This window comes from Microbacterium sp. (genome assembly GCF_030149085.1).
Taxonomy (GTDB): Bacteria; Actinomycetota; Actinomycetes; order Actinomycetales; family Microbacteriaceae; genus Microbacterium.
This window is the reverse complement of the sequence record NZ_JASBSF010000035.1, coordinates 1-11,513: the sequence shown is the minus strand read 5'-3', so window position 1 is coordinate 11,513 and position 11,513 is coordinate 1. Positions and strand designations below refer to the sequence as shown.

General features: G+C 66.9%; 13 protein-coding genes and 1 pseudogene. 7 read left to right on the top strand and 7 right to left on the bottom strand.

The window, feature by feature from the left end; genetic code table 11:
- Positions 1–302: 302 nt before the first annotated feature.
- Together Q1V87_RS01400 and Q1V87_RS01395 are read right to left on the bottom strand one after the other, a co-directional pair.
- The gene (locus tag Q1V87_RS01400) at positions 303–506 is read right to left on the bottom strand and encodes a cold-shock protein (protein WP_292708214.1); all 204 of its coding nucleotides are present in this window, start codon (positions 504–506) and stop codon (positions 303–305) included.
- Positions 507–640: 134 nt separating this feature from the next.
- Entirely contained in the window at positions 641–1,576 is a 936-nt protein-coding gene (locus Q1V87_RS01395; protein ID WP_300590541.1) for a rhodanese-related sulfurtransferase, read from the bottom strand.
- Positions 1,577–1,624: 48 nt separating this feature from the next.
- Between Q1V87_RS01395 and Q1V87_RS01390 the strand changes: the two genes are divergently transcribed.
- The gene (locus Q1V87_RS01390) at positions 1,625–2,050 is read left to right on the top strand and encodes a DUF3054 domain-containing protein (RefSeq protein ID WP_300590540.1); all 426 of its coding nucleotides are present in this window, start codon (positions 1,625–1,627) and stop codon (positions 2,048–2,050) included.
- 20 nt (positions 2,051–2,070) lie between these two features.
- On the top strand, positions 2,071–2,718 hold the full coding sequence (locus Q1V87_RS01385) for an LON peptidase substrate-binding domain-containing protein (protein WP_300590539.1): 648 nt from the start codon (positions 2,071–2,073) through the stop codon (positions 2,716–2,718).
- A gap of 18 nt (positions 2,719–2,736) precedes the next feature.
- Here the strand turns inward: Q1V87_RS01385 and Q1V87_RS01380 are convergent, their stop codons facing one another.
- The 4 genes from Q1V87_RS01380 to Q1V87_RS01365 form a co-directional block, all read right to left on the bottom strand.
- Entirely contained in the window at positions 2,737–3,234 is a 498-nt protein-coding gene (locus Q1V87_RS01380) for a DUF427 domain-containing protein (RefSeq protein ID WP_300590538.1), read from the bottom strand.
- Between the two features lie 235 nt (positions 3,235–3,469).
- Positions 3,470–4,393: a helix-turn-helix transcriptional regulator gene (locus Q1V87_RS01375; protein WP_300590537.1), complete on the bottom strand. Its 924-nt coding sequence runs from the start codon at positions 4,391–4,393 to the stop codon at positions 3,470–3,472.
- 78 nt (positions 4,394–4,471) lie between these two features.
- Positions 4,472–5,521 (bottom strand): zinc-binding dehydrogenase, encoded by a 1,050-nt coding sequence (locus Q1V87_RS01370; protein ID WP_300590536.1) that lies wholly within the window; start codon positions 5,519–5,521, stop codon positions 4,472–4,474.
- 41 nt (positions 5,522–5,562) lie between these two features.
- Entirely contained in the window at positions 5,563–5,934 is a 372-nt protein-coding gene (locus Q1V87_RS01365) for a hypothetical protein (protein ID WP_300590535.1), read from the bottom strand.
- Positions 5,935–6,051: 117 nt separating this feature from the next.
- Here Q1V87_RS01365 and Q1V87_RS01360 point away from each other — a divergent pair, with 117 nt between their 5' ends.
- The 3 genes from Q1V87_RS01360 (at position 6,052) to Q1V87_RS01350 (ending at position 9,715) form a co-directional block, all read left to right on the top strand.
- The gene (locus tag Q1V87_RS01360; protein ID WP_300590534.1) at positions 6,052–7,137 is read left to right on the top strand and encodes an AAA family ATPase; all 1,086 of its coding nucleotides are present in this window, start codon (positions 6,052–6,054) and stop codon (positions 7,135–7,137) included.
- A gap of 83 nt (positions 7,138–7,220) precedes the next feature.
- Positions 7,221–9,038 (top strand): pyruvate kinase, encoded by a 1,818-nt coding sequence (locus Q1V87_RS01355; protein ID WP_300590533.1) that lies wholly within the window; start codon positions 7,221–7,223, stop codon positions 9,036–9,038.
- Positions 9,039–9,139: 101 nt separating this feature from the next.
- The gene (locus tag Q1V87_RS01350) at positions 9,140–9,715 is read left to right on the top strand and encodes a carbonic anhydrase (protein ID WP_300590532.1); all 576 of its coding nucleotides are present in this window, start codon (positions 9,140–9,142) and stop codon (positions 9,713–9,715) included.
- Between the two features lie 31 nt (positions 9,716–9,746).
- Here Q1V87_RS01350 and Q1V87_RS01345 read toward each other — a convergent pair whose 3' ends face one another.
- Positions 9,747–10,181: a YchJ family metal-binding protein gene (locus Q1V87_RS01345; protein WP_300590531.1), complete on the bottom strand. Its 435-nt coding sequence runs from the start codon at positions 10,179–10,181 to the stop codon at positions 9,747–9,749.
- Positions 10,182–10,259: 78 nt separating this feature from the next.
- Between Q1V87_RS01345 and Q1V87_RS01340 the strand changes: the two genes are divergently transcribed.
- Complete coding sequence (locus Q1V87_RS01340; protein ID WP_300590530.1) at positions 10,260–11,315, top strand: ferric reductase-like transmembrane domain-containing protein; 1,056 nt, start codon at positions 10,260–10,262, stop codon at positions 11,313–11,315.
- A pseudogene (locus tag Q1V87_RS01335) lies at positions 11,312–11,513 on the top strand (oxidoreductase); the annotation flags it as partial. The gene Q1V87_RS01340 and the pseudogene Q1V87_RS01335, both read left to right, overlap by 4 nt.

Here is an 11,513-nt window from a genome sequence, read left to right as displayed (position 1 = left end):
CGAACCGGCCCGAGCCTGGACGATTCCGCGACGACGGGAGGAAGGGAAGATACGGAGGATGACGGCACAACGGCACCTGACTTCACTCGTGCGCCGCACGTCGTGCGCGCCGCGGGATGGATGCCAAGGGCAGTTGCCGTTCGCTATCCCCACACTACGGAGGGGGATATGTCGGCATCCGAATACTCGCGAGTTCACGGGACATCGTCAGGCTGGAGCACGTCGATGCTGAGATGGATGACACCCAGAAACGACGAACGCGCCGACTCCGGCTTCGGAGCGGCGCGTTCGAGGGGATTGTGTCAGAGTGCGCGGATGTTCGCAGCCTGCAGACCCTTGGGGCCCTGCTCGGTGTCGAACTCGACCTTCTGCGCTTCCTCGAGGCTGCGGTAGCCGTTGCCGGCGATCGCGCTGAAGTGCGCGAACACATCGGCGGAGCCATCATCGGGAGCGATGAAACCGAATCCCTTCTCGGAGTTGAACCATTTGACGGTGCCGGTGGCCATATCGTCTTTTCCTTCTTATACCTCCGGGTCGCAGTGCGCGACCCGCACGCCGGAAACCGGCACGGGACTCACACTACGGCACGGGACGCCTAAGCCATAAGGATGTTGTGATCTCGTGACGAAGTGTTCCACGATCAGTTACGGTCGGCTCCCGCCAGAGCGTGCTCCGCTACCGCGCGATGGCGGGCGCATATCGCGGATGCCGCATCCGCGCATCCCTCGCACTGCACGACGCGCACCCGACAGTCAGCATCGGCGCAATTGACCATGCGCGAGGTGGCGGCGGCGCACGTGGCGCACTCTCCGATCGTCACAGCATCCGTCCCGAACGTGAGGGACTCTCGCCCGTCGAAGACGTAGAGCGCACCCTCCCAGAGCCCCGTGTTGCCGAAGCTCTCCCCGTAGCGGACGATTCCGCCATCCATCTGGTACACCTCTGAGAACCCGCGCGAGACCATGAGGCTCGAGAGCACTTCACAGCGGATGCCGCCCGTGCAGTAGGTCACGACGGGCTTTTCTTTGAGGTGGTCGTACCTGCCCGAGTCCAGTTCCGCAACGAAATCGCGCGTCGTTGCGACATCCGGTACGACCGCGTTCTTGAAGCGCCCGATCTCTGCCTCGAACGCGTTGCGACCGTCGAAGAAGACGACATCGTCGCCACGCTCCTCGACGAGCTTGTGCACGGCGCCCGGAGACAGGTGGGTGCCACCGCCGATGACGCCCGCTGTGTCGACGCGCAGCTCGTCGGGGGCACCGAAGCTCACGATCTCATCTCGCACCTTCACGGACAGGCGCGGAAAGTCGAGGCTGCGTCCGTCGGAGTCGAGCCCGCTCCCCTCCGACCATTTGAAGTCGATGTCGCCGAAACCGGGGTACTCGCGGGTCTTGCGCCAGTACGTCTTCATCGCACCAAGCTCGCCACCGACAGTGGCATTGATCCCATCTTTCGAGATCAGGATGCGTCCTCGAAGCCCGAGCAACTCGCACAGGTCCCGCTGCCACAGCCGCACCGCGCTCGGGTCGGTGATCGGCGTGAACCGGTAGTAGAGCAGGATCTTCGACAGTGCCACCGCACAAGATTAGCTCGCCAACCGCGCGCGGCCGGGCAGACTGGGGGCATGAGCACAGCCCCGGAACCCGACCGCCCCTCCCCCGTGCTGCCGGCGCCCCGTACGGTCGCGATCGCCCTCGCGACCGACGTCGTGCTCGTGGTCATCTTTGCGGCGATCGGACGTGCGAGCCACAGCGAAGAGGTCATCGGCCCCGACGGTCTCGGCCTCGCGCAGACCACCTGGCCCTTCCTCGTCGCGCTCCTTGTCGGCTGGCTCACGATGCGGCTCTGGCGCTTTCCCCTCGCAATCCTGAACGCCGGGGTCGCGGTCTGGCTCTATACGGTGATCGGGGGCATGCTCCTGCGCGCCATCAGCGGCCAGGGAGTGCAGACCGCGTTCGTGATCGTGGCCTCGATCGTGCTCGCGCTCTTCCTCGTCGGGTGGCGCGGCGTGATCGCACTCATCCTGCGGCGCCGGGCCCCGCGCTCGTAATCGCTGGTTGACTGGGGGGCATGGCGGATGTCGCGATGTTCCCGCTCGGCACGGTGCTGTTCCCCCACACCCCGCTCGCGCTGCGGATCTTCGAGCAGCGCTACCTCATGATGCTCGGCCGTGTCCTCGACGACGACGAGCCGTCGTTCGGCGTGGTCCTCATCGAACGGGGTAGTGAGGCGGGCGGTGGCGACCAGCGGTTCTCCGTCGGCACGATGGCCCGGATCCTGCAGGTGGACCCGCGCGCCGACGATGTGCACATCATCGCCGTGGGTGGAACCCGGGTTGCGGTAGACCGATGGCTCGAGGATGACCCGTACCCCGCGGCATCCGTGACCCTGATGCCGGAGCTCGAGTGGAGCGAGGAGCTCACGCCGCTGTACGCGCAGGCCGAGCAGATCGTTCGTCGGGTGCTGGCCCGAGCTGCCGAGTTCAGCGACGTGCGCTGGGATCCGAACGTCGAGTTGTCTGAGGACCCGGTCGAGTCGGCGTGGCAGCTCGCCGCCATCGCGCCGCTGGAGCAGATGGATCAGTTGCGACTCTTGCGCGCAACCACACTCGGCGGCCTGTTGCGCGATGTGATCGACCTGACGCTGGATGCCGAGGTGCTCCTGACCACCGGCCCCGAGATCGACGATGCGGGTGACATCGACCTCCGCGGTTACTGATCGCCACATACCAAGCCGCTACCACCCTCCCGATCCGGGTACACCCTTGAAGGGACCTCGGATGTCGCTCGTGATCCACCCGCCGTAGAAGGTGCCGGGCTGCGGCGCGACGATCTCACCGTCGACCGTGCAGCGATCCATCGGGCCGGGATAGAGAGCTACGCGACCGGCGAGTTCCTCGAAACCTCGAGACGGATGGGGATAGGTCCACCCCACGCGCGGGGCGATCCGCCCGTTCGCCACGACGTCGAAGTACGAAGCCTGACCCTTGAACTCACAGAACGACGTTCCCTCACCCTCACACAGAACCCCGGGGACAAACGCGTCGATCGGAAGGTAGTAGACGGGAGGATGAGTCGTCTCGAGCACGCGGACAACGTCTCTCGTGTCGACGATCACCGCCCCAGCGAACTCGACGACGATGCGGCGATCGACGCGCTCGAGACGCGGCGGGCGCGGGTAGTTCCAGACCGATTCCTGGCCGGGGCCGACGGGTTCTGGTCTCGGTGGACGCATAGAGCCAGCGTACGGTCGCTGACCCGGAAAACCTTCAGGTACGCGAAATGTCGTATGGCCGGATCGGGGTCACCCTCGTAGCGTCGTTGGCGGAGGGGAGCTTCGCCGCATCCGGGATCGTCGTGGGTCCCTCGCAGCGAGGCTCAGGAACTGCACCGGCGGCTCTGCCATCGATCTCGGCACCCCAGGCCAGCGATGATCCGCCGGTGCAGTGTCCGAGGGGACTCCGCCGGCCTCAGCGTGAGAGCAGCGGCTGACCGAGAATGTCTGCCGCTTCGGGGTGGACGAGGCGCATGACCGTCGCGGCAACGGCGGCGCGGCTGGAGACGCCCAGTGTCGCGTGCACCGCTTCGAGGTGTTTTCGCACGGTTCCCGTGGAAATCTGCAGCGTCGTGGCAATCTGCGACGTCGCTGCACCGCTCGCGACCATGAGCGCGATCTCGGCCTGCCGAGCGGTCAAGCCTGCCGATCGCAAAGCCTGATGCGCACGCAACTGCGCGTCATCGATCGTGAGTTTGTCCGAGCTCTCACCGAGCGGCGCACGCGGTGCCGGGCCGGCGGGCGGTGTGACGCCTGCTTTCGCCGCCGCGCCCCCGGCATCCGCGAAGGGCCAGACGAGGTTTCCCTCTGCCCTGCTGACCAGGCGATAGCTGGTCTCGAGCAACGGTGCGATCGTCGAGAGCATCGCGGCCTCCCTCCCTCCACATGGGTGTGCGGCAGCGCAGTCGATCGAGATGACGATCGATGTGCCGTGCGGGGTGGGGAAGATCAGGACGGTCTGGCGCCGAACTCCGTTGGGCTCGTAGAACGAGCGGTAGAGCTCGGTGCGCGCAAACGCGCTCTCTGCTGCATCAACACTCCACGAGATGGGCCCGACCCGCTCACCGGAGATGAGCTTTCCGAACAACGGATGCTGCCACGCGAACTTCTCGAATGCGGGTCCGTACTGCGCGATCCAGCCCGACGGAAACGGGGGCGCCGGTTCGGAGATGACGCGACGTCCCGTGACGTCGATCTCGGTGCACGAAGCCCCCTGGCAAGGGAACAGCCGGAAGAGCCCGGCGCTCACCCGCGCGGCGTAGTCGCGTGTGTCGTGTGAGCCGGCGACCGACTCGAGGACGTCGAGGATCGCCGCGTAATCCGCCGCCTCGAGCTGCATCCGAACATTGTTACAGACAACGTCTGAAAAGACGCCCGACGAAGGTCCCCCACGTGACCCGGATGGCGTGATCGACGATTACGGTCGCAGCAGCACCTTCGTGGCACGGCGCTCGTCCATTGCGGCGTACGCTTCGGCAACCTCACTCAACGGAAGCTCGAGATCGAAGACGCGACCCGGGGTGATCGCCCCCGACCGCACGTCTGGCAGCAGCTCCTCGATGTATCCCCGGACGGGCGCGACACCACCGACGACGCCGACGTTCCGGTTGAACATGTCGCGAACAGGCAGCTCCGGGCCGCCAGCCGGTACGCCGACGAACCCAACCCGTCCGCCGGGCCGCGCTGAGGCCAGGGCCTGTGCCATCGACTCCTTCGTTCCGACGCATTCGAGAACGCGATCGGCACCGATGCCTTCAGTGAGCTGCCGCACGGCAGCAACGCCCTCGTCACCGCGCTCGGCGACGACGTGTGTTGCGCCGAACTCCCAGGCAAGCGCCTGGCGCTGCGGATTGCGAGACATCGCGATGATCTCGGTCGCACCCAGCCGCTTCGCTGCGATCACGCCGCACAGCCCCACCGCGCCGTCGCCGACAACGACCACGGTGTCTCCGGGCTGTACTCCGGCGCTCACGGCGGCGTGATGTCCGGTCCCCATGACGTCGGCCAGTGACAACAGCCCCGGGATCTCGTCGTCAGTGACCGGTCCTGGCACAACCACGAGTGTTCCGTCGGCCAGCGGCACGCGCACCCGCTCACCCTGGCCGCCGTCGGCGAAGCCGCCGAACCGGTCATCCTGCCCCCACCAACCGCCAGTGAGACACGATGTGCTCACGCCGTTGCGGCAGTTCAGGCAGGTGTTGTCACACACGTAGAAGGGCGCGATCACGAAATCGCCGGGATGCACCAGTTCGACCTGGTCACCGACAGCTTCCACGACGCCGATGAACTCATGTCCGATCCGATGCGGCTCTTCGGTAGGCGCGATTCCACGGTATGACCAGAGGTCGGACCCGCAAACACAGGCTGCGACGACACGAACTACCGCATCGCCACCGGTAGAGAGCACCGGATCGGCAACGGTCTCCAGTCGGACATCTCGGGCACCATGAATGACGGTTGCACGCATGGTTCGAGACTATGCCCCGCGAATGATTCGCGGGGCATCCGTCACTTCTTCTCGGTGACCTCGACAGTGAAGGTGACGTCCTGAATCCCACCGTCACTGTTGGACAGCACGACCTCGGTGGTCCCCACGCTCAGCGCGGTGACACCGGGGTTGAACGTCGCGGTGTCGTCGGTGTGACCGGGGACGAACTCGGCGACAGCAGGATCGGCAACCTCGCCGCTGTAGCTGTCGACCGGCAAATCACCGGTGTTGATGTTCAGCACCTGACCGACGATCAGCTCGACGGTCTCCCCCTGCAGGTCACCGGCGTCCATCGTCACCGGGGCGATGACGTTGTTCTGCGAGCAACCGCTCAGCGCGATAGACACAGCGAAGACCCCGGCGACAACTGCACTCAATGCTCTGGTTCTCATAGCTGTGAGTCTGGCAGGCTCACCACTGGAGCAGTAGTGGGAAACGCCAGAACCGCGCTACAACTGTTATCAAGCGTCGCGGCGACGACCCGGGGCCGTCGCCGCAGGGAGGGATCGATGCGCGCGACCGACACGCTGTCCATTCGCGGGCTTGTCGGTCTGGCCAAGGCCGAGGCCAAACGTTGGGGATCCGATCACGCGACGGTGACGCACGCGGCATCCGCGTTCGCGCAGAACTGGGCCGGTGAGTTCCGCGAGGCATTCGGTCCCGAGGGCGAGGCTCTGCTTCACCGTCTTCTCGCTGCCGGCCAGACGATCGGCAATGAAGCCGAGGTGCGAAACATGATCACGGCCTCGCCGGATGCCGCGGCCCTGGCAATTCGGCTGCACGCTGCCCTCCGGGGAGATCTCGCGGTCGCCGACCTGCTGCCCGAGGAAAGCTCTCCGAGTCGCCACCGCGTCGATGACTCCGAACAGGTCGGGGCGTCCGACGGCGCCGCGCCCGCGACACGCACAGACCCTCTGGCGGGTCTTCTTCGAGGACGCGAAGCCCTGGATGTCGCGGCGTACCTCCTCAGCGATCAGCCACTGATCCCCGCCCTCGTGGGCCGACGCGGCTGCGGCAAGACGAGCCTCGCAGCCGAGATCGCGCGCCTTCTGCTCGACCTCGAGGATCCGCTGCCGACGCTCTTCTTCGACCCCGGAACGACCGTGGACGGCGAGCCGGCGATGCTGCTGCGCGACACACTGTCGGCGCTGACTCGGCGCACCGTGGTCGTTGTCGAAGACGTCGATGAGCTGGCGCGACTGGGCACCACCGAGCCCGACGTGTCCATCCTCCGCGAGATCTGGCAGTCAGAGCGATTCCCGCTCGCGCGCCTGGTGATCACGGTGACCGCTCCGTATGAGAAGCGGATTGCGCAGTTTTATGGCGCTCTCTCGGATCGCCTGGTCATCGTCGAGCTGCAACCGTGGGACGAGAACGTGGTGCGGGGACTGGTCGTGCCGGTGGCGACGCATTTGGCCGAGCAGTATGGCGTCGTCATCGATCACGCTGCCATCGAGGCGGCCCTCCAGCCACCGACGGAGGCTGACACCTTCGATCACCCAGGGCTCGCCATCGCGCGTCTGGATGTCGCCTGCGCCCGCGCGATGATTGCGGGAGGGCGCACCGTGACCGTCTCCGATGTGACTCTCGCCTGAGCAGCCTCCCGGCCGGATATTCACGTCCCTTCCCCTGACGCCGCGCACGGCGGAGAGCTAACGTCAGAGGTGGAGGTCGGACGATGCTCGATACTGCTCGCTCTCAACGACTCGACTCTCTTCGCGCCGAACTGCTGACCCTCCGCTCTGCAGCTCAGGATGCCGAGCAAGCGGCATCCGCTCTTCTGTCCCGCGTGCATCCCGTGCATGCGGCCGGCGCCGCCAATCTCGTTCGCTATGTCGCCCTGCGATCGCGAGACCTGCGCGACCTCCAGGATCGCCTGACCGCGGAGGGGCTCTCGTCGCTCGGGCGCATGGAAGCCGATGTGCTTCGCAACCTCGATGCGGTTCTGGGCACGATCGATGCAGCGCTCGGGCAAGCCGCACCGGGCGAGCATGCCTCCGCGGATCCGGAGTCGCAACCGCCTGACCCCACTGCCCTGAGCGTGCACGCGGCAGCATTGCTGGGCGGGACGGCCGATGACCGCCAGACCCGGATCATGGTCACGTTGCCGAGCGAGGCCGCCGACGATTCCGCACTGGTCGCGCGATTCGCCCGAGCAGGAATGGACGTCGCCCGCATCAACTGCGCACACGACGACTGCGCAGCCTGGGAGCGCATGGCCAGGCATGTCCGGGAGGCCGGCGCGGGCATCCGGATCGCCACCGACCTCGCGGGGCCGAAACTGCGCACCGGTCAGCTCGAGCCGGGGCCACGGGTGGTGAAGGTGGCACCCACGCGAGACGCTCTGGGCCGCGTGATCGAGCCCGCGTCAGTCTGGCTGGTCGCACCACGCACCGACGACTCTCCTGCGCCCGCAGGTGAGATCCCGGTCACGGATGCCGCGTGGCTTTCTCGTCTTCAGATCGACGACACCGTCGAATTCACCGACACTCGCGGCCGCTCGCGCTACATGACGGTCGTTGCATTGCACGACGGCGGGGCACAGATCGAAGGCGACCGGACTGCCTATGTGGGAACCGGGACGCTGCTGGATGTCGACGGCCGCGAGACCCGCGTCGGCCCGCTGCCCCCGGTCGATCAGGCGCTGCGGGTCCACCGCGGCGAGATCATCGAGATGCGTCCGGATCTCGAACCGGGGTTCACGCACGAGGGCCGCCATCACGTCGGCTGCACGGTGCCCGAAGCGCTCGAGGTGATCCGCGTCGGCGATCGCGTGCTCTTCGATGACGGCAAGATCGAAGGCTTCGTGCGCACTATCGGTGAGGGCGAGGGATACCGCATCGCGGAGATCGAGGTGACGCTCGCTTCGCCCCGCGGAACGAGACTCCGCGCCGAGAAGGGCATCAACCTCCCCGACACCGACCTGCCCATCTCGGCACTCACCGACGAGGATCTGCGCGCTCTCGATGCCGTCGTCGGATTCACCGACATCGTGCAGCTCTCGTTCGCGCGCTCGCCCGGCGACGTCGCCCGCTTGTTCGCCGAACTCGACTCCCGCGAGGCCGGGCACCTGGGCGTCGTCGTGAAGATCGAGACGGTGCGTGCCTTCCGGGCATTGCCCGAGATCCTCCTCGAACTCATGCAACGGCCACGGGTGGGCATCATGATCGCCCGGGGCGACCTCGGCGTCGAGGCCGGCTGGGAGCGACTTGCGGAGGTGCAGGAAGAGATCCTGTGGCTGTGCGAAGCCGCACACGTACCGGTGATCTGGGCGACGCAGGTTCTCGACTCGCTCGCCGGCAGCGGTGTGCCGACCCGCGCCGAGGTGACGGATGCCGCCGCGGGTGAACGGGCCGAGTGCGTCATGCTCAACAAGGGACCGCACATCGAGGAGGCGATCGAAGCGCTCGATGACATTCTGCGGCGGATGCACGGTCACCTCGAGAAGAAGCGCCCGCTGCTGCGGCGGCTGCACGCGTGGTCGCACGAAGGCTGAGCAGCCGCAGCACGGCCGCCCGTCACAGACGGTCATACAGCGCACGCGGCGCTTTGCGACACCTAGCGTGGTGATGCCAGGCCATCCACCCGAGGAGTGTCATGTCAGTTCTGTCCGAGGTGCTGAACGCAAACGAGTCCTACGCATCCGCGTTCGACAAGGGCGATCTCGCTCTGCCGCCCGCCCGCGGCTTCGCCATCCTCACGTGCATGGACGCGCGTCTCGACCCGGCGAAGTACGCGGGCCTGAGCGAAGGGGATGCCCACGTCATCCGTAACGCCGGCGGTCGTGCGTCCGACGACGCCATCCGGTCCCTCGTGATCTCGTACAAGCTGCTCGGCACGAAGGAGTGGTTCGTCATCCACCACACCGACTGCGGCATGGAGTTCTTCACCGACGAAGTGATCCGCGGCCTGCTCGCGAACTCGCTCGAGACCGCCGAGCTGCGCGCCGAAGGCTTCGTGGATGTCGGCACCGGGCCCGGCTCCGCCGAGGCCGCATACATCGACTGGCTCACGATCAGCGACCAGGCCCAGGCCGTTGTCGACGACGTGGCGCGCATCAAGGCGCACCCCCTCGTCCCCGCCCGCATCCCGGTCTACGGCTACGTCTACGACGTCCGCACCGGTCGCCTCATCGAGGTCTCGGCAGCGACTACGGCAGGCGCCGCCGCCTGACCACACCCGAAGCGGCCGGCTTCGACATCCGTCACAGGATGTCGGAGCCGGCCGTTTCGGCGTCGAGGTACCACCAGCGTCCGCGGGCGAGGCGGAACCGGCTGCGCTCGTGCTGCTCTCCGGAGTCCGCGCCGTGCCGCCAGCGCGCCCGGAACTCGACGATGCCGGTGGTGTCGCGCCCGACCGCGGGAGCGTCGATGATGCGCAGCCCCACCCAGCGCACGTCGGGGTCAATATCGATCCGCTCGGGTCGCGTCCGCGGATGCCACGTGTCGGCGAGGTAGCGAGCATCGCCGAGCGCGAAGGCGCTGTACCGCGAGCGCATCAGCCGTTCCGGGCTCGGGGCCGCCTCACCCCGGTGGAGTGGTCCACAGCACCGCCCGTAGGTGTTCCCGTTGCCGCAAACACAGGGATCCTGGTCGGCAGGTCGACGGATGCCGAATTGTGCGGCAGATCCGAAACTCATGTGAGGATTCTATGAACCGCGAGCGCGGCGGCTTTCCTTAGAGCAGTCTCAAGGTCCCCCCGCCGCCACGCTTGCCCCATGACCACAGCGACACCGTCTCGCACCACCGTCACGGCACCGTATCCCGCTTCGCGGCGCCCGCAGACTCTGACCCCGCCTCGGGAGAACACCAGCGTGCCCCGCAGCCGCCGGGGGCGCTCTGCCCGCCAGGCGTGGAACCTCGCTGCGACCGCCGTCATCTGGCTGACAAGCCTGTTCGTTCTCGCCCTGTGGGTGGCCGGCGGTGGCCTGCAGGATCTGTGGGGCCTCGATGCGGCAGCGCTGAACAGCCTGGGCCGCTTGACAGGCCTGATCGCCTCAAACCTCCTGCTGTACCAGGTGATCCTTCTTGCCCGTATTCCCCTGTTCGAGCGCGGTTTCGGCCGTGACGGATTGACCCGGATGCACCGACTCGTCGGCTTTTGGTCGTTCTCGCTGATGCTCGCCCACATCGCACTTCTGGTTCTGGGGTACGCGGCAGCGGCCGACGTCAACGTCTTCGTCCAACTCTGGGAGTTCGTGTGGGATTACCCGGGGATGCTTCTCGCAACCGCCGGCACGATCCTCATCATCCTCGTTGCGATCACCTCGATGCGTCGCGCCCGAGCGAAGCTGCGCTACGAGTCGTGGCACCTGCTGCACCTGTACGCGTACCTCGGCGTCGGGCTCGCGCTGCCTCACCAACTGTGGACGGGCGCCGACTTCCTCTTCTCCCCCGTCGCCACGGCCTACTGGTGGGGACTGTGGGCGATCAGCGCCGCCGCAATCGTCGTCTTCCGCATCCTGGTCCCCCTCGCGCGCTCGCTGCGTCACAGGGTGCGGGTTGCCGACGTTCGTCCTGATGGCGTGGGCGGCGTTGCGGTCAACATGACCGGGCGCCGGCTGGATCGCCTGGGCGCCCGCGCGGGCCAGTTCTTCATCTGGCGCTTCCTGGATGGCCCGGGAGCATCACGGGCCAATCCGTTCTCGTTGGCTGCAGCCCCCGACGGACGCAGCCTGACGATCTCTGCCCGCATTGTCGGTGACGGCACCGCGCGTCTGGCGCGACTCACACCCGGCACCCCGTCCTGTTCGAGGGTCCGTACGGCACGATGACCGGTGATGCCCGCACCGGCTCGAAGCTTCTGATGATCGGTGCAGGCGCCGGGGTCGCGCCGTTGGTCTCTCTGCTTCAGGCCGAGGGCTACGCGCCAGGTGAGGCGACGCTGGTCACTCGCGACCACTCGAAAGAAGCAGCCCTGCGCACAGACGCCATCGGCACTCTCGTCGCGCACCGGGGTCTACGACACATCC

Bases quoted from the DNA above. Each gene is read 5' to 3' on its own strand.
- Q1V87_RS01400 (WP_292708214.1), bottom strand. From the start codon at position 506: ATGGCCACCGGCACCGTCAAATGGTTCAACTCCGAGAAGGGATTCGGT.
- Q1V87_RS01390 (WP_300590540.1), top strand. From the start codon at position 1,625: ATGAGCACAGCCCCGGAACCCGACCGCCCCTCCCCCGTGCTGCCGGCG.
- Q1V87_RS01385 (WP_300590539.1), top strand. From the start codon at position 2,071: ATGGCGGATGTCGCGATGTTCCCGCTCGGCACGGTGCTGTTCCCCCAC.
- Q1V87_RS01380 (WP_300590538.1), bottom strand. From the start codon at position 3,234: ATGCGTCCACCGAGACCAGAACCCGTCGGCCCCGGCCAGGAATCGGTC.
- Q1V87_RS01375 (WP_300590537.1), bottom strand. From the start codon at position 4,393: ATGCAGCTCGAGGCGGCGGATTACGCGGCGATCCTCGACGTCCTCGAG.
- Q1V87_RS01370 (WP_300590536.1), bottom strand. From the start codon at position 5,521: ATGCGTGCAACCGTCATTCATGGTGCCCGAGATGTCCGACTGGAGACC.
- Q1V87_RS01365 (WP_300590535.1), bottom strand. From the start codon at position 5,934: ATGAGAACCAGAGCATTGAGTGCAGTTGTCGCCGGGGTCTTCGCTGTG.
- Q1V87_RS01360 (WP_300590534.1), top strand. From the start codon at position 6,052: ATGCGCGCGACCGACACGCTGTCCATTCGCGGGCTTGTCGGTCTGGCC.
- Q1V87_RS01355 (WP_300590533.1), top strand. From the start codon at position 7,221: ATGCTCGATACTGCTCGCTCTCAACGACTCGACTCTCTTCGCGCCGAA.
- Q1V87_RS01350 (WP_300590532.1), top strand. From the start codon at position 9,140: ATGTCAGTTCTGTCCGAGGTGCTGAACGCAAACGAGTCCTACGCATCC.
- Q1V87_RS01345 (WP_300590531.1), bottom strand. From the start codon at position 10,181: ATGAGTTTCGGATCTGCCGCACAATTCGGCATCCGTCGACCTGCCGAC.
- Q1V87_RS01340 (WP_300590530.1), top strand. From the start codon at position 10,260: ATGACCACAGCGACACCGTCTCGCACCACCGTCACGGCACCGTATCCC.